Origin of the sequence: Pokkaliibacter sp. MBI-7, assembly GCF_029846635.1 — a bacterium.
In the GTDB taxonomy this organism is placed as follows: Bacteria; Pseudomonadota; Gammaproteobacteria; order Pseudomonadales; family Balneatricaceae; genus Pokkaliibacter.
On sequence record NZ_JARVTG010000001.1, the window covers coordinates 2655735 to 2678265 of the forward strand.

19 protein-coding genes and 2 pseudogenes are annotated in these 22531 nt (G+C 54.9%); 17 read left to right on the plus strand and 4 right to left on the minus strand.

The window, feature by feature from the left end; translation table 11 throughout:
* Positions 1 to 333: 333 nt before the first annotated feature.
* A complete protein-coding gene (locus QCD60_RS11860; protein ID WP_279785490.1) occupies positions 334 to 729 on the minus strand; it encodes a transglutaminase domain-containing protein in 396 nt (131 codons plus the stop codon).
* On the minus strand, positions 726 to 1601 hold the full coding sequence (locus QCD60_RS11865; protein ID WP_279785493.1) for a hypothetical protein: 876 nt from the start codon (positions 1599 to 1601) through the stop codon (positions 726 to 728). The genes QCD60_RS11860 and QCD60_RS11865 overlap by 4 nt, the downstream gene beginning before the upstream one ends.
* Before the next feature lie 209 nt (positions 1602 to 1810).
* Between QCD60_RS11865 and QCD60_RS11870 the strand changes: the two genes are divergently transcribed.
* The 12 genes and pseudogenes from QCD60_RS11870 (at position 1811) to QCD60_RS11920 (ending at position 13600) form a co-directional block, all read left to right on the plus strand.
* The gene (locus tag QCD60_RS11870; protein ID WP_279785495.1) at positions 1811 to 5245 is read left to right on the plus strand and encodes a conjugal transfer protein TraG N-terminal domain-containing protein; all 3435 of its coding nucleotides are present in this window, start codon (positions 1811 to 1813) and stop codon (positions 5243 to 5245) included.
* On the plus strand, positions 5242 to 5598 hold the full coding sequence (locus tag QCD60_RS11875; protein ID WP_279785497.1) for a hypothetical protein: 357 nt from the start codon (positions 5242 to 5244) through the stop codon (positions 5596 to 5598). Before QCD60_RS11870 ends, QCD60_RS11875 begins: the two co-directional genes overlap by 4 nt.
* A gap of 139 nt (positions 5599 to 5737) precedes the next feature.
* Positions 5738 to 6049 carry a transposase gene (locus tag QCD60_RS11880; RefSeq protein ID WP_279785498.1) on the plus strand — a complete coding sequence of 104 codons (312 nt, stop codon included), beginning with the start codon at positions 5738 to 5740 and terminating at the stop codon, positions 6047 to 6049.
* Positions 6049 to 6705, plus strand: coding sequence for an IS3 family transposase (locus QCD60_RS11885; protein WP_279787918.1), 657 nt, complete (start codon positions 6049 to 6051; stop codon positions 6703 to 6705). The genes QCD60_RS11880 and QCD60_RS11885 overlap by 1 nt, the downstream gene beginning before the upstream one ends.
* 209 nt (positions 6706 to 6914) lie before the next feature.
* Positions 6915 to 7976 carry an IS110 family transposase gene (locus tag QCD60_RS11890; RefSeq protein ID WP_279785501.1) on the plus strand — a complete coding sequence of 354 codons (1062 nt, stop codon included), beginning with the start codon at positions 6915 to 6917 and terminating at the stop codon, positions 7974 to 7976.
* Between the two features lie 12 nt (positions 7977 to 7988).
* Positions 7989 to 8192 (plus strand): annotated as a pseudogene (locus QCD60_RS11895) (integrase core domain-containing protein); the annotation flags it as partial.
* An 8-nt stretch (positions 8193 to 8200) separates the two neighbouring features.
* Positions 8201 to 8551, plus strand: a pseudogene (gene traN / locus QCD60_RS11900) (conjugal transfer protein TraN); the annotation flags it as partial.
* 403 nt (positions 8552 to 8954) lie between these two features.
* A complete protein-coding gene (gene trfA / locus QCD60_RS11905) occupies positions 8955 to 9839 on the plus strand; it encodes a plasmid replication initiator TrfA (RefSeq protein WP_279785503.1) in 885 nt (294 codons plus the stop codon).
* 788 nt (positions 9840 to 10627) lie between these two features.
* Positions 10628 to 10867, plus strand: a complete 240-nt coding sequence (locus QCD60_RS11910; protein ID WP_089643913.1) for a helix-turn-helix domain-containing protein — start codon at positions 10628 to 10630, stop codon at positions 10865 to 10867.
* Positions 10864 to 11097, plus strand: coding sequence for an AlpA family phage regulatory protein (locus QCD60_RS30630; RefSeq protein ID WP_069140162.1), 234 nt, complete (start codon positions 10864 to 10866; stop codon positions 11095 to 11097). Before QCD60_RS11910 ends, QCD60_RS30630 begins: the two co-directional genes overlap by 4 nt.
* A 181-nt stretch (positions 11098 to 11278) precedes the next feature.
* Positions 11279 to 11773 (plus strand): methylated-DNA--[protein]-cysteine S-methyltransferase, encoded by a 495-nt coding sequence (locus QCD60_RS11915; RefSeq protein ID WP_279785506.1) that lies wholly within the window; start codon positions 11279 to 11281, stop codon positions 11771 to 11773.
* 447 nt (positions 11774 to 12220) lie between these two features.
* Positions 12221 to 13600 (plus strand): YjiH family protein, encoded by a 1380-nt coding sequence (locus QCD60_RS11920; RefSeq protein ID WP_279785508.1) that lies wholly within the window; start codon positions 12221 to 12223, stop codon positions 13598 to 13600.
* 47 nt (positions 13601 to 13647) lie between these two features.
* Here QCD60_RS11920 and QCD60_RS11925 read toward each other — a convergent pair whose 3' ends face one another.
* A complete protein-coding gene (locus QCD60_RS11925) occupies positions 13648 to 14580 on the minus strand; it encodes a LysR substrate-binding domain-containing protein (RefSeq protein WP_279785510.1) in 933 nt (310 codons plus the stop codon).
* 353 nt (positions 14581 to 14933) lie between these two features.
* Here QCD60_RS11925 and gmk point away from each other — a divergent pair, with 353 nt between their 5' ends.
* From gmk to QCD60_RS11940, 3 genes are all read left to right on the plus strand, one after another.
* Positions 14934 to 15554 (plus strand): guanylate kinase, encoded by a 621-nt coding sequence (gene gmk / locus QCD60_RS11930; RefSeq protein WP_279785512.1) that lies wholly within the window; start codon positions 14934 to 14936, stop codon positions 15552 to 15554.
* 120 nt (positions 15555 to 15674) lie between these two features.
* A complete protein-coding gene (gene rpoZ / locus QCD60_RS11935) occupies positions 15675 to 15890 on the plus strand; it encodes a DNA-directed RNA polymerase subunit omega (protein WP_104153201.1) in 216 nt (71 codons plus the stop codon).
* 19 nt (positions 15891 to 15909) lie between these two features.
* Positions 15910 to 18054, plus strand: a complete 2145-nt coding sequence (locus tag QCD60_RS11940) for a bifunctional (p)ppGpp synthetase/guanosine-3',5'-bis(diphosphate) 3'-pyrophosphohydrolase (RefSeq protein WP_279785515.1) — start codon at positions 15910 to 15912, stop codon at positions 18052 to 18054.
* A 448-nt stretch (positions 18055 to 18502) separates the two neighbouring features.
* Here QCD60_RS11940 and QCD60_RS11945 read toward each other — a convergent pair whose 3' ends face one another.
* A complete protein-coding gene (locus QCD60_RS11945; RefSeq protein WP_279785517.1) occupies positions 18503 to 19324 on the minus strand; it encodes an SDR family oxidoreductase in 822 nt (273 codons plus the stop codon).
* Between the two features lie 188 nt (positions 19325 to 19512).
* On the opposite strand from QCD60_RS11945, the gene QCD60_RS11950 reads away from it, so the two are divergent.
* Positions 19513 to 20421: a hydrogen peroxide-inducible genes activator gene (locus QCD60_RS11950; protein WP_279785519.1), complete on the plus strand. Its 909-nt coding sequence runs from the start codon at positions 19513 to 19515 to the stop codon at positions 20419 to 20421.
* Positions 20418 to 22511: an ATP-dependent DNA helicase RecG gene (recG, locus tag QCD60_RS11955; protein ID WP_279785522.1), complete on the plus strand. Its 2094-nt coding sequence runs from the start codon at positions 20418 to 20420 to the stop codon at positions 22509 to 22511. The genes QCD60_RS11950 and recG overlap by 4 nt, the downstream gene beginning before the upstream one ends.
* Positions 22512 to 22531 lie beyond the last annotated feature (20 nt).

The window sequence follows — 22531 nt, forward strand, 5'->3', positions numbered from 1 at the left end:
TGATCCTGTTTGGCAGTCGTCTGCTCATCCACGATGCGGAGCATCAGAGATGCCTTGCGTTTGGCCTCGGCCACAACCTCGGGTTTCTCCTGCTCCAGGAGCTGCTCTAGTGTTCTTGCCACTGGAATACCTCGCCAGTTTGGTTAAAATCTGATTATAGAACGTTTGGATAGGGAGGATGAGCACCATGGATACATTCACAATTGCCATGCTGAGTTTGCTCGCATTTTTTACCGTGGTGACCTTCGGAAGTTTGTATCTCTATAACAAATCCCGGAAAAACGGCTCTGAGCATTGAAGCCTTTGCGTGACATGTAACGCACCCAAACTACATCATCTATGAACTTTCACATGTGAAAGTTTTCCGTCGGTCATAGTCGTGACGGCTTCCTCATCCAGATCGATACCTTTCATAGGCTTTCCCCTGTAGGTGAACCGGGGCCACCTGGTGGTTTGGAATACCCCATGAGGCACCTCGTCATCATCTCCCAACCAGGTACGTAGCCGGAGATCGACAATCCAATCACCATCGCCATCCAGTTCGACCCAGCAGTGCGGCGCCACCAGGTCGCCACGTTTCTCGTCTTTCACATACCCCATGTAGCACCGATGTGGGATGTCGGCTTTCCGAAGCAGGTGGCTGATCACATACGTCATGCCATCACAGTAGAGGCCGGTCTCTTCCAGAGGAAGCAGACCGATCTCCAGGGCATCATGCCACACGCTCATCCTTGATCCGGTGTGATGAATAGTTCCGCCTTCCCTGCTGTCAGGATCACCGGTGCAGTGTAGCCGCCGGTGTCCAGCTTTTGCGATGCAACGAAGATAAATGCCCATGACGGAAGCTCCCGGCTGATGCCTGCAAGCAACTGGTTCTTGTCCAGGCTCGAACCCTTGGGGATGTTCACTTTGATGCGGGAGTAATCCGTTTCGTCATCCGCATAGAAGCCATAACCGTTCTGCTCGCCTGCCACAAAATCAGGAGCTTTTCTCGGCGCCTTTGTGGGGGCATACACGGTCGTGGCCACATAACAGGACTGATCATAGTCTCGATTGGCGGTATCCCAGTCAGGGCAACCGTGCTCGGGAGCGACAATCCGCACCGAGGAAAGAATGTATTCCGACACCAGGGGTAGATCCTGATGCAGATTCTTGTTATCGACAACATATTTGACATTCGCCTGCTGTAAGGACTTCTCAATGCCATCGAGCAGGGTGTTCGACATCAGTTCCCAGGCTTCCCCTGCATTACCTGCTTTTGTTTCCGGAACCCAGCCAAATATGCTGTCTCGCTCCATAACGCCCTTTGGCGCAAAGGCACTGGTTAACAAGCCCAAGCCCAGTGACTTGCCCCAGTCCAATCCGAGCCCATGTCCGGAATTGAACAGCAGTGCGTCACCCGTGACATCCCATCCCTTGCTGATAACGCCGTCTCGTTGGTCCCTGGGGATGTCGTAATCCCTGGCGTCGTAGAGGCCTCCGGCCTTAGCCAAGTTGTAAGCGAGACTATGGTCTTCCTTGTATTGGTAGCTGCTTGTCGTCGTTGCGCAGCCTGAGGCCAGTCCGGCTGCAAGAATTATTACGGTTAATTTCTTCGTCATTGAGGTTTCTCCTATAGCAATGGAATTAGGTTGCCATAGGTCTTCAAAAACGCAATAACATGCAGGCATCTTCTTGAAAAAAATGGAAATATGTTCTGAAAGGAAAAAGTTGGGATAATTGGGTAAAACGCCAAAATTGGGCAGTTACAGAGTCGTGGTAAAGAGGATTGAGCGAATAGGCTATCTCCAAATTTCGGGAGAATACGCCTATGTTTACAATTCACTCTATCGGGGACTCGGCATTCTTGGAGCAAATCCTGATTGCGATGTCCATGATCACTGGTACCGGGGACTTCGAGAAAATGGTCAGCATTGGCTTGCTGCTCGGTGTTCTCATCATCTGTATCCAGTCAGTTTTTCAGGGAGCAAAACAAATCAACTTCCAGCAGGTCTTGCTGGGATGGCTCATCTATGCCTGCTCTTTTGGGCCCACAACGACCGTGACTATTGAAGACGCCTATACAGGCGAGGTGCGTGTCGTTGCCAACGTCCCGCTATTGGTTGGTTTTGCGGGCGGGATGATCTCCAACGTTGGGTACACCATTACCAACCTCTTCGAGACCGGATATGGGGTTATCGTACCTAACGTCACGGAAAGCCACTTTGCGGAGACTTTGAAGCTGCTAAACGACGTTCGTAGAAGAGCTTATAATACCGGAGTTTTCACGGCCTTGAACGCGGCCAATGGCGGTGGATACATCGATGTGCGCCTTTCCTGGAACAACTACATCCGAGAATGCACTCTAACCAAGGTTGACCTCAGACTGATGTCCTTGGATGAACTCATGAGTCGTCCAACAGACACAGCGCTTCGTTTTAACTCCCAGCTCTATGGGACTCGCCTTTACCTCTCTGCGGCCAATCCTGACGGGACAGACTACACCTGTACCGACGGGTGGGTCGCCATCAGTAGCGCCACTGCGAATCTGAATAGTCCTGTGGTGGATGCCCTGAACAACCTGCTAGGAGTCGATACCACCACCGGCGATGACGCCATCACCAAAATCGGTGATTCGCTGCAAGCAATGGGGGCTTCGACAACCTCATCCATCGACTATTTGAAAGCGTCGGTACTGGAGCCCCTCTATTACGAGGCTGCCGCTGGTCGCTACCAGGACTTACAGGACTACGGCGCCGCGCTGATGATTAACCAGGCCATTCAGCAGCGGAATACCCAGTGGGCGGCGGAACAGTCCATGTTCATGACGGTGGTTCGCCCTATGTTGACCTTCTTCGAAGGATTCATCTACGCCATCACGCCGATCATTGCCTTCATCATTGTCATGGGTAGTTTTGGTCTCCAACTGGCGGGCAAGTATGTACAGACTATCCTCTGGATTCAGCTTTGGATGCCAGTGCTGTCCATCATCAACCTATTTGTTCACACGGCGGCATCCAAGGAGATGTCTAGCCTGAGTAGCTCCGGGCTCGATTCTATGTATGCGCTGTCATCGACAGGTGACGTGCTGCAACACTGGATCGCGACGGGTGGTATGTTGGCCGCGGCTACGCCGATCATTTCCTTGTTCATCGTCACTGGCAGCACCTATGCCTTTACCAGCCTTGCCTCGCGCATCAATGGCGGTGACCACGTAAACGAGAAAATGCAGTCGCCTGATCTTCTGCAGCAAGATCCGGTAATGAAGGGCCAACCGGCGTTTTCGTACAACCAGTTCAGTGGTGCCATGGCCTCCGGAGCCGAGTCGCTTGTCGATAAGGTGAACATCGGACAAACCCTGAGTTCGGTGGTTAGCAGCAGCCAGGCCGCATCTGCCCAAGCCACGCGGAATTTCTCAGAGCAGCTCTCAAACTCGGTTTTCTCCGGTGCATCGGCTGAACAGAGTTACGCCAGGTTGCAGGGACTGGGCCAAACCCTCAGAGCATCAGATTCGAGCCAGGCCAAGGCAATCTACGGTCAGGCTCAGGATTACGCACGGCAGTACGGATTGTCGGAAACACACACTGATGCCATAGCTGGTGCTATGGCTACGAAGGCTTCAGGATCAGTTGATGCAGGTAAGCTTGCTGCGGTGATTGGTGGGCCTATAGGTCGAATTGCTGCTGCGTCGGGAGCAGTTGGCAAAGATGCACCTTTGAGAGTACAGGGAGATGTTTCGGGGTCTGCTGAGTCCAGGTCGACGGATCAGCGTCAGCAACTGACCACGGATCTGGATAAGTTGACAAAGAATTTGGGCTTTTCCAAGGATGATTCCGCAGCGTTGACCCAAGATCTGGCGCGACAAACCAACACCGAGTCAGGCCAGCGGTTCACCAATTCATTGGGTGAGGAACAACGCGAGCAACTTTCCCAATCCGCGACACAAGCCGTTAGCGCTCAAAATACTTATCAGCGCCTTTCCTCCGCTCAGAGCTCAATTGGCACGGCCAGTCAAATGGATATGCGGGCATTGGCCGCCTCTACCGTTGGTAGTCCAGCTGCAAGCACCGTGTTACAGAATGGAATGCGTATGGCGTCGCCGGAGACTCGTCAGGCCGCTGCCGAAAAAGCACGGTTTTATCAGGCATTGGGAATGGATTCCGCGCAGGCGTTAGCCGGTGGGCAAATATACGCGCTTTTAAACTCCGGCAAGGGAGCCGAGCAGACTGTTGCGGCTGAGGCCATCTCGGCTGCTACAGGTGGTGTCGTCACAAAGGGTGTGGGGCGGTTTAACGAGAACCAGTTGCTTGTCCAGCAAGCTCCGGCAATCACTGGTCTTTCTAACCCCTCGAAACTCCAAGACCCAACTCGTATGACCCAGAGACAGCGCACTCAGGCTGAAAGCCGCGTGCCTGGTGAGGATGTAGTATTCCAGCAACATGACAATAATTTGAGCCGGGTACAGGACGCTCATACCAATCAAAAGGATTCGTTCCAAGGTGAGCGACTAGGTTCACTGAGAACGCAGATAATGAACTCCAATGTAGAGCCTTCCACCGCATCCAATATCTTTGCCTCGACCGAAGGGGCTGGTCGATTCTTCGACAATATCGTTGGCGGCTCAGGGGCAGCCATGGATGGGTTCTCAAATGATTTTGCCAACTCGATGAACCAACTGGCACGAATGACTCCCGAGCAGCGCGATCAGTTCATTGCAGACGCGCACAAAGGGGATCAGTACATCAAAGATCAATATGGCCTTCCTGGATTCCTGGCTACTGGTGCGGCCAACCTGGGTAGAGAGATCATCGGAGCAGGCGTATCCGGTTTCTATGCAGCCAAGGAATGGCTCACTGGAAAATCGGATCTATCCGAGGCGGCTAAGGACATGTCGGTTCGCGAGCGTGGCATGTTCTTCGCGGCAGCGCTTGCTAGTGCGAGCGAAGCAGGTGCAGAGCATGCGCAGGCCTTTGTTCAGCAATACGGAGATGAGTTTCGTAATTTGGCCATGCAGACCGCGATACAAGAGCATGGCCTCCATTCGGATGCGGGAGCTCGGTTGTTTGCCTCGTCCATCCTGGGCACAAGCGATGGAAAGGAACAGGAATATCGGGCTCAACTCCGGAGTGAAATGGGCGATGATGCCTTGGCAAACAAAACAGCGGATATCATTGAGTCAGCTGCTGGGGCTGGACGAGAACAGGCTGGGGGTTATCTGGCTCCAGTTTCGCGTTATTTTGCCGTTAAGCAAGGAGGTGGTTCATGAATACGGCACTGGTCCAACTGAAACTTCGGGAACGCCAGCTTCAGGACGAACTGGAACAGGTATGGGCAAGCATGGATAGCCTGCTGGAAGCTCATGAAGTGTGCGGCCCTATCACTCCGATCTTGGTTATCAATACACTGAAACTGATGATACTGGAAGGATACGGGGATTGGCTTGTAACTCCAGTGGAGCGAGCTGGTGATGGCTTGGTGACTAGCGCTGAAGCCTTAAAGGTCGCTAGTAAGGAAACCGGTCTAGGTCCGCATTTATTGCGGGGAATGCTTAGTCGAGCCCAGCGCCGCCCCGTATTAGTTTGCAAGGACGGTAAACTAATACTTCGAGTTGAAGGTTAATCACCGGCGGGGAAGACCGACAGGAAAGACGCTGCATAACGCAAGTTCTCTCAATAAGGGATTCCCCGCTGTAGTGGCTCAATGATTTCGGGCACTCGGTAAAGCGTTATTCTAACGCGCTCAGTGAGGTGTCTTGTTTATGAGCAAACGTCGTCAGTCCTTTACTCCAGAGTTCAAACTGGAGGCCGTCTCGTTAGTGACCGAGAAAGGCTATTCCGTAACGGAAGCCTGTCAAGCGCTGGGAATCGGCCCTACGGCGCTGCGACGCTGGATCAAACAGGTAGAACGTGAACAGCATGGCGTGGTGCGCTCAGGGAGTCAGGCCTTAACCCCTGAGCAGCGTCAGATTCAGGAGCTACAAAAGCGTATCCAGCGTTTGGAAATGGAGAAAGAGATACTAAAAAAGGCGACCGCGCTCTTGATGTCGGACGAGATCAAGTACAAGCGCTGATCCGTTCGTTCAGTAATAACTGGCCTGTGGCACTGTTGTGTGAGTTGTTTGAACTACCGACATCGACCTGCTATGACCGCCAAAAAAGAGCGATGCTGCCCGACGTTCAACGCATGAACGAACGCGCTCAGGTAAGAGCCTTGTTTGCGGCCAGTCAGGGTTCTGCCGGTGCTCGTACGGTGATGAAGCTGCTGGCCATGCAGGGCGTTGAGATGGGGCGGTACAAGGTTACACGTCTGATGGCGGAAGCCGGTCTCATGAGCCGTCAACCGGGGAAACATCGTTATAAGCAGGCCCGGCAGGTGCATGCGGTGGTGCCGAATCGTCTGGATCGTGCTTTTGATACCGTGCAGCCCAATCAGGTGTGGTGTGGCGATATCACCTACATCTGGACGGGTGAGCAGTGGTCCTATCTTGCTGTTGTAATGGACCTTTATGCCCGTCGAGTGGTGGGCTGGGCGATGTCTGCCAGTGTGGATACGACGCTGACCTTGCGGGCACTGGAGATGGCTTATCGCTTGCGTGGCCGGCCGCAAGGGGTCATGTTCCACTCCGACCAGGGGTGTCAGTACAGCAGTCTGGAATACCGCCAGCGGCTGTGGCGGTATCGGATGGTTCAAAGCATGAGTCGGCGTGGTAACTGCTGGGATACTTAGTCCATTATGCTTGTGAACGTCAGCCCAATCTGACCCGTGCTGGGATTGGCCTACATCACATGCCTTTGCGTTGACCTGTCGATTGGGTCCTGACGTTCCCTGGCATTACCAGGCCTGGCGTTTGTGACCTAATAGGAGCTTTGCACCGCACCCTTGTGTCCTGTCCTGCGCTCAGGATTGGTGATGCGTCCTTGTCAGAGGAAAAGCGCATGAACCATCAGTCGAACGCACACGACGTCATTCTTGGCGTGGATACTCATTTGGATATTCATATGGGTGTCCTGGTTAGCAACACGGGTCAGTTGTTGGGAGAACTCCAGGTTGATACGAATACAACCGGTTACCTCAAGCTACTGACCTGGGCGCAATCGTTCGGAAAGCTAACCCGTGCAGGGGTAGAAGGTACGGGCACCTATGGCGCGGGCCTGGTCCAGGTTTTACGGGATCACGGCGTTATCGTGTATGAGGTGAATAGACCCGACCGAAGCCGGAGACGGCTCCAGGGCAAGTCGGATCCGATTGATGCGGAAAACGCAGCGCGTGCCGTTCTGGCCGGTCGGGCAACCGCCATCCCCAAAGAGCAATCCGGTGTGGCTGAGGCCTTGCGCATTGCCTGTGTTGCGCGGCGGAGTGCCGTCAAAGCCAAAACCCAGGCGATTAACCAACTACGGGCGCTACTGGTGAGTGCGCCTGCTGATATTCGCGCCCGGCTGTGGCGTAGTAAACCTGAGGCCTGTGTGGCGATCTGTGCACGGTTACGCACGCTTGGGGATACGCCGCACTTACAGGTATTGGCGGCCACTTTAAGCTCCCTTGCCAAACGTTGGCGTGCATTGGCTGACGAAGTAGACGAACATGACAAGGTGTTGGATGCCCTTACGAAACAGCATGCTAAGCGCTTGAGGAATCAGTTTGGGGTCGGGCCACAGACCGCCGCAGTGCTGCTGTCAGTCGCAGGTGATAATCCTGAACGGCTGAAAAGCGAAGCGGCATTAGCGGCCCTGTGTGGCGCCAATCCGTTGCCGGCATCGTCTGGTAAGACCATCCGGCACCGCCTCAACCGAGGTGGCAGCCGGACGGCCAACAACGCGCTATGGACCATTGCTATGGTGCGTATGCGCAGTGAGCCCCGAACGCGGGCCTATGTGGAACGTCGAATGGGGGAAGGCCTCTCAACGAAGGAGATCCGTCGGTGTCTGAAACGGTATATCGCCAGAGAGCTGTATCCTCTGATCCTCGCGGACCTGGCAGAATCAGTACGGGTGCCTTGACATAGGAGCGTCAATGCACCGATGGAGCGGCTCTTTCGCAGTGTGAAAAGTGAGTGGGTACCGAAGTGTGGATACACCAGCCTGGATCAGGCGATCAAGGATATCGGTGACTACCTGATGAGCTATTACAACGAACAGAGGCCTCATTGCCACAACGGTGGTTTAACTCCGGTGATGAGGGAAAAAGAGGCTAAGAAGCTGTCCGGAAATAGTTGACCACTACACCGTTGTCTCGCATTGTCCAGGAGCAGGTTCGTCCTCAGCTAGGCATGAACTTCGGGAACGCCGAGAATCCCCAATGCGGCGGTATCCCGCTGGATAAGATCGCAGAGATTGACTGGAGCAAGGTCAACCTGGACGAGTGGCTTGGGATTCTGCAACAGAACGGCAAGTTTCCGGACCCGAGCTCGCTAAACCTCGACAGCCTGACCGGAGCCGGTAGCGACTTCAACATTGACGGTAGCCGCAAGAACGCCCAGGAAAGGACACTGGAGCGCTTGAACGGCGTCGACGTAGATAAGGCGCGGCGCGACTTGGCGTCCGAGATCTTCCCGGACTGGGACGGCTCGAATTGAGATCCACCCCGTTAAAACCAGCATCATGCTGGCTTTAATCATTGATGAAAACTTTCACATGTGAAAGTTCTCTCGTGATTCTCGTTCTTTGCGCCCGAAAAGGGCACTTCCAGAGGCGAGGTTTTTAGACGCCACCCAGCAAAATTACCCCTGTGATCAAATTCATCAGGGGAACCTATGCAGCAGACAATCCAAATCGAAAGTGACACTGGTCACGGGCATCTACAGCTTCTGTCAGTGCACGAAGTAACGGCTCTACTGAAGATTTCCGCGCCAACGCTTCAACGAATCCGGGCCAACGATCCAACTTTCCCCCGACCCTATCGTCTGGCTGGAGAGCGGACACTGCGCTATCGGGTCGACCAACTTGAATCCTGGCTGGCGTCTCGTCTGGTTGAGTCTGATGAAGCCTGCTAGTAGATATATGGAGGGCAATAAAAAGCACCGCAAGCCAGCCGCCGAAGTGCTGGCTGCGAGAGTGGATGAAGCGAAGCAGGCGGCTCTACTTCAACACACGAAGCAGGAGATAAAAGACCTGCAACTCTCGCTATTCGACATTGCTCCCTGGTCCGACAATATGCGGGTCATGCCGAACGACTACTCTCGATCGGCGCTGTTCACTGTGCGCAACAAGCGCACTCCCCGTGCGGCCTTGCAGAACCACCCCATTTACCATGTCAACAAAGACGTGAATATAACCTATACAGGTGTTGAGCTGCGCGCTCAGGACGACGAGCTGGTTTGGCAGCAGGTACTGGAATATTCCAAACGGTCGCCATTGGGCGAGCCAATTACTTTCACGTTCTACAGACTTTGCCAGGATTTGGGTTGGTCGATCAACAAAGCCTATTACACCAAGGCCGAAGAATGCTTGTCTCGCCTCCAGGCGTCCGCAATGGCCTTTTCCTCCGCGCGGATCGGCCGCCTCGAATCACTGTCGCTTATCCATCGATTCCGCGTCTTGGATCGAGGCAAGAAAACATCTCTATGCCAGGTTGAAATCGACGAAGAAATCGTCGTGCTCTTCGCTGGCGATCACTATTCGAAATTCGTCTGGGAAAAGTACCGCAAGCTGTCGCCCACAGCCCGGCGGATGTTCGACTACTTCGCATCCCACAAAGAGCCCTATCCGCTTAAGCTGGAGACCTTTCGGTTGATGTGCGGCTCAGAATCAACCAGAGCAAAGAAGTGGCGCGAACAGGTCGGCGCGGCCTGTGACGAGCTGTGCGAGAACGACATGGTGGCAAGTGCCTGGGTTCATAATGACTTGGTGCACTGCAAACGGTGACTCTGGGTTTAAACACCATCTCTATCCCTTCTGATTTCCAACACCCTTCCCTCCAATCATTCCTTCTGCGCACACCACAAAACGCCCTGGACGACCGACCAGCCTGTGCATAAGTCCTGAATTATCTCTGGGGAATGCGGCCAATACTGATAAGTGGGGGGCTTTCATTGACATTTGAGGGGCAACCCCCTCGGCAAGCTACTGACAAATGAGGGGCGCGTTGCTATTTTGGCTGTTTCCGAGCCGCGACAGCGCGGTAAAACGCCAGCGCAACTGCGAGTTATCCACTATTGCTGTGGGCAACCCTGTTGGAAACCCAGCCGGATTACTGACATTTGAGGGGCAACGTTATTGATATTTGAGGGGCGCTATCATTGACATTTGAGGGGCCAACTATTGACATTTGACGGGCACCTTATTGACATAAGAGGGGCAGGATATTTGATTTTTATTTTTCAAAATCAAACTCTTACATGGGATATCCACACCCATATAACCTTATCTTTAACCTCTTATTTAACCTTTTCTATAAACCAATATTTATTTTAACCCGCCTGCTCAAGAAACAATCAAGCGTTATCTGTGAAGTCTACACCGTTAGAGTCTGATCATCAGGTACCCCATGAACCTCGTCAGAAAGCCACAGAACTCAAGGCGGTGACCCTGCATGTGAAATCAGAGAGTAGCAATACCGCTCAAATTGTCCGAAAAGGGCAATTCCAGAGGTCGGCCTCGAAGGGTGATCAAGAGAAAATAACAGCAACTCCTGACCACCCAAGGGAAAGATTATGACCGAGAATCAACTGGTATCCGTGCTAGAACAGATCCAATCACTGGCCATTCCTGCCAAAGAAATCATGACCATTAATGACTGTGCCATCTATACGGGCCTGTCTACCTCGTACCTGTACAAGTTGACGTCCAAGAAAGAGATCCCGTTTTTCAAACCGATGGGCAAAAGGGTCTACTTCAAGCGCTCGGAAATCGACCAGTGGTTGCTGCGTAACAAGCAAGGGGAAGCCTCATGACACAGGCGAACCGATTCTCTCCGCCGCCAGCGGAGACTCGGGGAGAGATCCTCCGTGCTTACAATGAGTCCGAACGGTTGATCAAAGAGGCCGAGCGCGAACGCATCACCGCCATCAGCAGGACAACCTGGTGGCGGCTGGAGAGGTCTGGTGAAGTCCCACGGCGTAAAAGAGTCGGGGGAAGCACAGTATGGCTGCTGTCGGACCTATTAGCCTGGATGCAGAAGTAGCCTCCTCTCTCGGCCCTTGGATGGGATGTGGTACCCTACGTCTACGACTGAACTTCAGGATGACTTTGGCCAACTGGTGAGTAAAGTGGTTAGTGGCCTCCTTGAAGAGTGCCAAAATTAATGCATAACGCATTGATTTTAAATAAATACAACCTAACACTCCACAAGCAGGTACAGAATATTGAATGAGTCGCCCCCGACGGTCACTCACGTCATCACCTCTCCCGTCGGCCCGCTGAGGCTGACGGCTACGGAGCAGGCGCTGCTTGGCGTCTACTTTCTGGGTGAGCAAACACAGGATGTGACGCCAGTGTGCCCCGAGCAGACGATAGTGAGCTGGGCGACACGTGAGCTGCAGGCTTATTTTGCCGGGCAGCTACGCACCTTTACGGTGCCGTTGCAACCGGTGGGGACGACTTTTCAGCTCAGCGTCTGGCAGCAGCTGCAGGCCATTCCCTGGGGTGAAACGTGCAGTTATGGCGATATTGCCCGGGCACTGGGGCAGCCCGGGGCGTCGCGCGCCGTGGGTATGGCCAATAATCGCAATCCGCTGCCGATTATCATTCCCTGCCACCGGGTGATTGGCAGTGCCGGACAACTTGTAGGGTTTGGTGGAGGATTGTCGATCAAGCAGCAGTTACTGGCCCTGGAGCAGGCGCAGTTAGGTCTGCTCTGACCGTTTTTCTATCTGTGCTTTGCAGACACTTGAACGCGCCCTATGAAGGCTCAATTCAGGGAGCGCCTCCTTATTTAATGACGTCAGGATCTGGGTGGCTGGTGCAGCGCTGTGAAAAGGCCGCATCTGTTTTATTTCGGGTCGCGACCAGACAGATAAAGCCGGTTTTTAATCAGTTTTGCTGAAGTTGAACCCTGGCTTCTATTGGTTGGTTCAATACATATGAACTGCGCCAGTTTTTATATTGTGCAGCGATCATGGGCAATAATGTGCATATATAGTCGTTAATATCCCTGATCTGTGTGCAACGTGCTGGTTTATGTTTTCGCTGAAAACAGCCGGAAGATAGCAGCTATTTTTTGCTGTTTTTTGCCAAGATTCTGTTCTTCTGCTTCACTGTGCCGCCTTTTTGCTTGCCCAATAACAAATAATAAGGATTGAGTCACAGTGGATTCTTTGCTGACCGCGCAGAATCAGGGACTGCAACGTTCCCTGTCACGCAACGCCCTGGTGTTCTTATTGCCCTCACTGGTGGGCATTCTGTTGTTCATGGTTCCTGTCAACTATCAGGGCAGCATCACCATCAGTGTGGCCGTTCTGGCGAAAAGCCTGCTGGCGGCACTGAAAGAGGTCATGCCTGAGCTGCTGACCACCGTCATAGTCGCTTCAGCGTCAGGCACCCTGCTGACCAAGGTGTTGCGTCCGCAGTGGTTGCAACGTTACACCTTTATCTACGGCCTGCTGTCACCGAACTGGATCTGGACTCTGATTCGTCTGTGCGGTGCGGTGATCGCCCTGATGCTGTACAGCGGTCATGGCCCACAGGCGGTGCTCAGCGGCAATACCGGCCAGCTGGTGTTTGGTGATTTGATGCCGGTGCTGTTCTCGGTGTTCATCTTTGCTGGCCTGCTGCTACCGCTGTTGCTGGATTTTGGTTTGCTGGAGCTGGTCGGTACCCTGATGACCCGGGTTATGCGGCCGGTATTTCAGTTGCCCGGCCGCAGTGCAGTGGACTGCTTTGCGTCCTGGCTGGGCGATGGCTCGGTCGGCATTCTGTTGACCAGCAAGCAGTATGAAGGTCGCTTCTACACCGAGCGGGAGGCAGCGGTCATTGGCACGACCTTCTCGGCGGTATCCATTACCTTTGCGCTGGTCGTGCTGGCACAGGTCAAGCTGGAGCATCTGTTCCTGCCCTTCTATGGCACGGTCTGTCTGGCGGGCATTGTGGCTGCCATCGTGGTGCCGCGCTTGCCCCCGCTCTGCTGGAAACGCGATCACTACATCGACGGCAGCCCACGCAATGTCGAGGAAGAGGCAATTCCGCAGGGGCACAGTGTGTGGCGTGTGGGTTACCGCCGCGCGCTGGCGCGTGCTGATCGTATCGATAACTTCCGCCTGCCACTGCGTGATGGTATGCACAATGCTATCGATATGCTGTTTGGCGTGTTGCCGGTCGTCATGGTGGTAGGCACGCTGGCTCTGATGGTCGCGGAGTACACGCCGGTATTTGAGTATCTGGGTAAACCCTTTGTGCCGCTGCTGGAGCTGCTGGGCGTCCCGGAAGCGGTGGCGGCGTCGAAGACGGTGATGGTGGGATTTGCCGACATGTTTATCCCGGCCATCCTGATTTCTGCTGTGGACAACGAAATGACGCGCTTCGTCATTGCCGCCATGTCAGTGACACAGCTGATCTATCTGTCTGAAGTCGGTGCGTTGCTGTTGGGGAGCCGTATCCCGGTCAATCTGTGGGAGCTGTTTGTTATCTTTATCCTGCGCACGCTGGTGACCCTGCCGGTCATCGCCGGGGTGGCTCATCTGCTGTTCTGAAGCAAAAGGCGGGGCATCATAGATGGGTGAGCCCCGCGCTGTCATCATCAGGTCAATACCGTCCAGTTGTCATAGCCCTCGACCCGGAAGTCATAGGCGTGGATAGCCCGCAGGGCGGCATCCTGAAAATCGGCCATCAGTTCGGAACGCTTGGCCGAGCTGGGGTAGGCCAGGACATAGCGATAGCGAATGTCGGAAATAAAGGGCCGTACCACCACGTCGTTTGGCTGCCAGATGCGCGCTGCAAAAGGCTCTACTACAGAAATGCCCAGGCCGTGCGCGACCATCGCATAGCGGGTATGCGAGGAGTGGGTCTTGATGGCGTAGCGGGTTTTGACCTTGGCCTTGTCGAGGGTGGCCTGCTCCATGTCGTAGGCGCGCGGACCGATGGGTAGCCAGCCAATCAGCGTTTCATCTTCCAGATCTTCCGGGTAAATCTTGTCTTTGCTGGCCAGTCGATGGCCGGGTGGCATGGCGCACAGCATGCCCAGATCCATCAGATGGATCTGCTCAATACCGGCGATGGGAGGAAATGCCGGACACAAGGCCAGATCCACTTTCAAATCCTGCAGCTTGAGCAAGATCTCCGAGGTGTTGCAGCTGACTACGTGGATGGTCACCTCAGGATCAGACTGCACAAATTCTTTCAGCACCATGGGCAGCAGTGACGTGGATAACACCGGTGAGCAGGCGACACTCATGCTTTCCGGCGCATGGTTACGAATATTGTTGGCTACCTGGCGCAGGCGCTCGAGGCCCAGAAAATTTTCTTCCACGGCCTTATAGAAACGCACCGCCGCATTGGTGGGTTCCAGTCGTCCCTTGGTGCGGGTGAAAAGACGAAAGCCGAGGTCGGCTTCCAGATCAGCAATCAGGCGACTGATGGCGGGCTGGGTGACATTCATCTGGCGGGCTGCACCCACAGTGGTGCCGGTCACCATCAGGCAGCGGAAAGCTTCAACTTGTCGGAACTGGATCATGAATAAGGCAGCAGCTGGTGAATGGGATGGATAATAATTGCACATCGACAGAAATAGTCTATGCATGACACCTATAGGACGTAGTGTTGCAATGGCTGTGCTATGCCGCAGATGGAGCGGATGAGGCGAGCGGGAAGGAGTGCTATGATAGCCGACCTTATCATTCAGGATGCATCTCGGTCCGGTGTGGAGTGTTTCAGGCTGCTGGAACCTTCCTCTTCTCAGCCCCATATATCTGGGACGTGAGCGATGCGCGAACCGGTCAGGTCAGGTGCGACATGACACTCAGCCTTCACCGCAACCTGTAAATGCCACTTTGCCGCTTGTGATAGCGCAGACAGACAACGGGTCCTATGTCTAAAGGTCAACTCTACATCGTCTCCGCACCCTCGGGTGCCGGTAAAACCAGCCTGGTCAAGGCTCTGCTGGAACAGGACAAAACCATTGGCGTGTCGGTGTCGCACACGACCCGTGCCCAGCGCCCCGGTGAAACCGATGGCGTGCACTATCACTTTGTCACTCAGGACGTTTTCCGTCAGATGATCGGTGAAGGTGCTTTTATTGAGCACGCAGAAGTGTTTGGCAACTTCTATGGCACCTCGGTGGCGGCAGCGGAAAAAATCCTTAACGAAGGCAAGGACGTCATTCTGGAAATCGACTGGCAGGGCGCGCAGCAAGTGCGCAGGCAGATTCCGGAATCCATCGGCATCTTTATTCTGCCACCCCGGAAAGAAGCGTTACTGGAGCGACTGAACAGCCGTGGCCAGGACGATGATGCGGTTATTGCCGGACGCATGGCCAAGGCTGTCAGCGAAATGTCGCATTATCCCGAATATGACTATGTCATTTTCAATGACGACTTCACCTTCGCTGTCGCCGAGCTGGCTTCGGTATTTCGGGCCGAGCGCTGCAAACTGCAGCGTCAGCAACAGGTTAACGCACGTTTGCTGGCTGAATTGCTGTCCGAAGTTTGAGCAGTAGAGCTTGTTTCGGGGGCGCGGCTCACATAGAATTGCGCCTCTTGCCTGTCTGGCAGGTTTGGTTATTTTTTATACAGTTTCGTCTTATCATCGCTGAAGGGTAGACAGAAAACTATGGCACGTGTGACTGTCGAAGATTGTCTGGAAAACGTAGAAAACCGCTTTGAACTGGTCATGGTTGCATCCAAGCGTGCACGCCAGCTGGCCACCGGCGGCAGAGAGCCCAAGGTAGCCTGGGAAAACGACAAGGCGACCGTGGTCGCACTGCGTGAAATTGCACAGGGCAGTGTGACGCGCACCACGCTGGAAGCCGAAGAGGAAGACTTCTAAGCAGGACCGGGGATTCTCCATGTCGACCATCAATGCACTGGCTGAGCGACTAAGCGACCACCTGACCCCTGACGAAGTCAACAAGGTCAAGCGGGCGTATTTTTACGCAGAGCAGGCGCATGATGGTCAGTCCCGCAAGTCGGGAGAACCCTACATCATCCATCCTCTGGCGGTGGCCGGTATTCTGGCCAACATGGGGATGGACTCTCAAAGTCTGATGGCGGCCATGTTGCATGACGTCATTGAAGACACCGGCATTCCCAAGAATGCCTTGCGTCATCAGTTCGGCGACACGGTATCGGAGCTGGTCGACGGGGTCAGCAAGCTCAACAAGATGGAGTTTGCCACCAAGGCCGAGGCCCAGGCCGAAAACTTCCAGAAGATGGTACTGGCGATGTCAGCGGATATCCGCGTGATCCTCGTCAAACTATCAGACCGTCTGCATAACATGCGTACCATCGGTGCCATGTCTGCCCCCTCGCAACGTCGTATCGCCAAGGAAACATTGGATATCTACGCTCCTATTGCCGGGCGTCTGGGTATGCATCTGGTGCGTACTGAACTGGAAGATCTGGCTTTTGCGGCCTACTATCCCATGCGTTCCCGACGTTTGTCGGCTGCCGTGGCGCAGTTTCGCGAATCACGGCGGGAGCAGCTGGAAGAGGTTCAGAGTGTCATTGAGGAGCGCTTGTCGGCACAAGACGTTAATCATCGCATGACCTGGCGCCAGCGCCATCTGAACAGCATCTACAAGAAAATGCTGCACGAGCGCAAAGGCCTGAAGACGATCATGGCAACTCAGGTCATCAACGTGGTGACTGATTCGGTAGAAAACTGCTACCGCATTCTCGGCCTGCTGCATGGGCTGTATAAACCCGTACCGGGCACCTTTTCCGATTACATCGCTATTCCCAAGGCTAACGGCTACCAGTCTCTGCATACTACGCTGTTCACTGGCAAGGGCTTCCAGCTCGAGGTACTGATCCGTACCGAAGAAATGGAGATGGTGGCCAATCTGGGTATCGCCTGCCAGTGGGGCAGTAACAGCCAGTTGAGTGACCGTGTACAGGGCTCGCAGCGCCGGGCGCAGCGTTGGGTGGCCGGGCTGCTGGAAATGCAGCAGCGTGCTGGCAGCTCTCTGGAGTTTATCGAGCACGTGAAGGAAGACCTGTTTCCTGATGAGGTCTATGTCTTCACCCCCAAAGGCAAGATCATGGAACTACCCCGTGGCGCGACGCCGGTGGATTTTGCCTATGCGGTACACACTCATGTGGGTAACACCTGTGTGGGTTGCTATGTTGATGGGCATCTGGCGCCACTGAGCAGCCCGTTACAGAGTGGTCAGACCGTGGAAGTAATCACCAAGGACAGTTCTCATCCCAACATGGCGTGGCTGAGCTTTGTGGTGACTGGCAAGGCGCGCAGCAGCATTCGTCACTTCCTGAAAACGGCCGAGCGCAGTGAATCCATTGAGCTGGGACGACGTTTGCTGACTCAGGCTGCCGCCAGTGATGGCTATACCCTGGAGCAGATCAGCGAAGGGGCGCTGAATGAGCTATTGCAGGAAACCGAGCTATCGGGCCTGGATGATGTGCTGGAAGAAATTGGTCTTGGTAAGCGTGTGCCGCAGGTTGTGGCTCATCGTTTGCAGCCACGGGCGGAAGATGCCCTAGGCGTGGCTCAGCGTGGCCGCGAAGGGGCTAGCCAGTCACTGGTGATCAATGGTTCTGAAGGTATGCTGGTGAAGTTTGCCCGCTGTTGTTATCCCCTGCCCGGTGACCCTATTCTCGGGCATTTTGCCGGTGGCAGCCTGATGGTGCATCACTCTCTGTGCAAGAACACGCTGGAGTGGCGCAAAAATCCGGAAAAGACCCTGACCTTGACCTGGGGCGAGCATATACAGCGTGAGTTCCTGGCGCCGCTGCGCATTCAGGCAGTGGCTCATCGTGAGCTGTTACCCATGCTGGCCGCTGAGGCGAGTCTGGCTGATGCTGTGGTGACGCGTATGGATATGGATCAGCAGGATGATTCCGTCAGCATGGTGGAAATGCATCTGCTGGTAAAAAATCGTGTACATCTGGCGCGAGTGCTTAAGCGTTTGCGCCATCTCAAACAGGTACAGCGTCTGCAGCGTGTGTTGGCCAGCGTAACGGCTGCAGCCTGATTCACGATCACTCTCTCGGCTGTATTCCCTGCCTTTCACTCAGGTAAGCACATGATGTCAGTAATAGAGGCTGGCTCTTCGGGTTTTGTATCGACAAGTATTTTGTAACTGAAGGTACAAACTGATTACCCAACAAGGCAATCTGTATTGTTACTGATTGTAGTGTGGGGATGTGAGAAGAAAAATAAAAAGCGGGGTAAAAGTAAGAGCAGGTCGAGGAAAGGACACTCCTTGTCTATCCTCGTACCCATCCATGTTCATCCTTGACGTCGTATCCTACGGGCCTCCTGGCCAACTTCCGGCTTTCCTTAACGTCCCTGAACATCATCCTGATGTTTGGCATCCTGCCTTCGTCCTTGTGCTGCCTATTCTGCCATCTTTTTCAAAAAAGGGAATAGGAATTTTTCTGAATTTTAACTTTTGTAAGTTATTGCACATTTTTGTGTGCTTATAGTAGTGATAAATACCCCTCCCGATAGTCGGGATAGTGAAAAGCATAGCCCGTTTCGATTAAACGCGTGTTACAACAACGTTTACTTCCCCCGCGAGAGCGTAATGCAACTGTTTCCATTACACACACTTGCAGTTGTGTCGCTAACCACTGGCACACTTCATGAAGCGGTGCAGGGGTGGAGTCGGTGAGCAGATAACAGTCGGCCAGCGCTTTTCCCTGTTTACAAACTTGCAACATATGTACCATGGCAGCCACGGCATCATCCTGATGAATACGATTGGAATAGTAGGGTGGTTCAGCAGGATGGCAGATGCCCTGGCGTACCTGCTCCAGCAGATGATTGCGCCCGGCCCCGTAAATGCCGCTCAGACGCAGAATGGTGGCTGGAAAGGTGCTTTGGCGGGCAATCGCCTCGGCTTCCAGCAGGATATGACCGCTGAAGCTGCCGGGATGTGTCGGACTGTTTTCATCTACCCATTCGCCCTGATCCTGGCCGTAAACGCTGGTACTGGAAATAAAGAACAGGCGCTGAGGTGACCGGGGTAAGGCTGTCAGCAGGTGTTGCAGTGCCTGCACATAAACAGTGCGATAGCCAGCTTCAGTCCGCTCCGTCGGTGCCAGCATGTAAAACACAAAGTCGGTAGCGGGTAATGTAGCTGTCAGCGGCTGGCTCAGGTCGTGATAATGCAGGGTCACTCCCGGCAACTCACGTGGGCTGCGACAGAGGGCATGCACCTCATAGCCCTGATGGGCCAGTGTCAGTGCCAGTGGGCTGCCGAGTTTACCGCAGCCAGCGATCAGAACGGATGTAGGCATTTGCATTAACTGGATATATCCACAGCTTTTCGGTATTGGCTATAATGGCAGCCGGATCATCCGGCAACAAGGTGGATGTCGATCCTTCTCAAAGACGCTCTCGATGCGGTGATACCCATCACCGCTCAATGACTGCCGTCTATGAGGAGTAACAGCGATAAGTTGAAGTAGCTCAGGAACAGGCCCAGATGACACTTACAGAACTCAAGTACATAGTCACCCTCGCACAGGAACAGCACTTTGGTCGGGCCGCAGAGCGCTGTTTCGTCAGTCAGCCTACGCTCAGCGTGGCCGTCAAGAAACTCGAGGATGAGCTGGGTATTGCCTTGTTCGAGCGCTCCAAGAACGCCGTGCGCACCACGCCTATGGGCGACACTATCATTCAGCAGGCTCAGCGAGTGCTGGAAGAAAGCGAGCGTATCCGCGAGCTGGCCACCGCTGGTAAAGATCAGCTGCGCAGCCCGTTGCGGCTGGGAGCGATTTACACCATCGGGCCGTATCTGTTCCCTCACCTGATCCCCCAGATGAAGCAAAAAGCCCCCGATATGCCACTGTATATCGAGGAAAACTACACCTCGGTACTGCGCCGCAAACTGCGCAATGGCGAGCTGGATGTGATCATCGTTGCCCTGCCCTTTACCGAGCCTGATGTACTGACGCTACCGCTGTACGACGAACCTTTCGTCATGCTGATGCCCTGCTCCCATGAGATGGCGAAGCAGGAAACGGTGGATGCCAACAATATTCGCTGCAATGACATGCTGCTCCTCGGAGAGGGTCATTGTTTCCGTGATCAGGTCATGCAGGCCTGCCCCAGTCTGCGTGACAGCGAAACGCAGCAGAGCATTACCGAGGGCAGTTCGCTGGAAACGCTGCGCCACATGGTGGCTTCCGGCTTCGGCATTACCATTCTGCCGCTGTCGGCGGCGGGCGAAGGGCTGTATGCTCCCGGCCTGCTCTGCACCCGTCCCTTTACCTCACCTCAGCCGATGCGCACCGTGGCACTGGCATGGCGTGCCAGCTTCCCGCGGCCGAAAGCCATTGATGTGCTGCGTGACACCATCAAACAGTGCAACTTGCGGGTACTTCCTGCATGACGCCAGCCAGTCTCGATCAGATCGAGATCGCATTACTCAAAGGCGCTGGCCCGGCGGTGGTCGAGCGCTGTGAACGTCTGGGTCTGCACAGTGTGCAGGATCTGTTGTTTCACCTGCCTTTGCGCTATCAGGATCGCACCCGGATCACGCCACTGGGTTCGCTGCGTCCGGGTGACGAAGTGATGGTCGAAGGCTATATCCGGGTTGCCGATATCATCAAAGGCAAGCGCCGCAGTCTGCTGTGCAAGATTCAGGATGGCTCCGGTACGCTGACGTTGCGCTTCTTTCATTTCTCCCAGGCCCAGCGGGTCGCGCTGCGCAGCGGTGAACTGTTGCGAGGCTTCGGCGAGGTGCGGGTTGGCCCCAATGGCCTGGAAATGGTTCACCCTGAATACAAGGTGCTGCAGGCGGATAGCCCACCCGCCGATCTGTCACAGGCATTGACGGCGATTTACCCCGCCACCGAAGGGCTGACTCAGACCCGTCTGCGACAGCTGTCAGATCAGGCTCTGTCGATGTTGCAGCGGCGGGAGAATGCACTGACTGACTGGGTGCCCGCCGAGCTGCTGCGTCAGCACCGTCTCTGTTCACTGGAGGAGGCCCTCCTCTATCTGCACCGTCCCCCTGCCGGGATATCGCAGGAGCGTCTGCTCAGCACCACCGAACCGCATCGCCAGCGTCTGGTTTTTGAGGAATTGCTGGCTCATCACCTGAGTCTGATCAAATTACGCCAGCAGGCATTGCGGATTGACGCACCGGTGCTGACGGGGGACCAGTCTTTACGGCAGGCACTGCTTGCCTCCCTGCCCTTCAGCCTGACCAACGCGCAGCAGCGAGTGGTCCAAGAAGTGGCTGAGGACATGAATAAATCGGCGCCTATGTTGCGACTGGTACAGGGCGATGTGGGCTCCGGCAAGACGGTCGTGGCGGCCCTCGCAGCGTTACAGGCAGTGGAATCCGGCTTTCAGGCGGTGATGATGGCACCCACCGAGATTCTGGCCGAGCAGCATTTTCACAACTTCAGTCGCTGGCTGGAGCCGCTGGGGCTGAAGGTGGCCTGGCTGGCAGGTAAGCTCAAGGGCAAGGCCCGGCAGCAGTCTCTGGAGGCGATTGCCAGTGGCGAGGCACGGGTAATAGTTGGTACCCATGCCTTGTTTCAGGACGATGTGGCCTTCGCCCATCTGGGGCTGGTTATCATCGACGAACAGCATCGCTTTGGCGTGCACCAGCGTCTGGCGCTGCGAGAGAAAGGCATGCATCAGGGCAAAGCGCCGCATCAGCTGATCATGACCGCCACTCCTATTCCCCGTACTCTGGCCATGGTGGCTTATGCCGATCTCGACTGCTCCGTCATCGATGAGCTGCCCCCCGGGCGGACACCGATTCAGACCGTGGTGATTGCTGACCAGCGTCGTGATGCGGTGATTGAGCGCGTTCGCGGTGCCTGCATGGCCGGCCGTCAGGCCTATTGGGTTTGCACTCTGATTGAAGAGTCGGAAGTGCTGGAGTGTCAGGCTGCCGAGGCGACCACCGAGCAACTCAAGGAAGCCTTGCCTGAGCTCAAGATTGGTCTGGTACACGGGCGCATGAAGGCCACGGAAAAGGCGGCTGTCATGGCCGAGTTCAAAGCCGGTGACCTGCACCTGCTGGTGGCGACTACGGTCATTGAAGTGGGCGTCGATGTGCCCAATGCCAGTGTCATGATCATCGAGAATCCCGAGCGGCTTGGGCTGGCGCAGCTGCACCAGCTGCGGGGCCGGGTCGGGCGTGGTTCAGTAGAAAGCTTCTGTGTGCTGATGTATCACGCCCCGCTGTCGCAGCAGGGCAAGGCTCGACTGGGGGTCATGCGGGACAGTACCGACGGTTTTGTGATTGCCGAGAAGGATCTGGAGCTGCGCGGGCCGGGTGAGGTGCTGGGGACGCGCCAGACCGGGCTGGTGCAGTTCCGTATTGCTGATCTCAGTCAGGATGAGCACTGGCTGGATGCGGTACATGAGGCCGGTGACTGGGTGATGCGTCACCGCCCCGACATCAGTGAACCGCTGATCCGCCGCTGGCTGGGACAGGCGGAGCGCTATTCGCAGGCCTGATCAGGCAGTATCCACCGAGC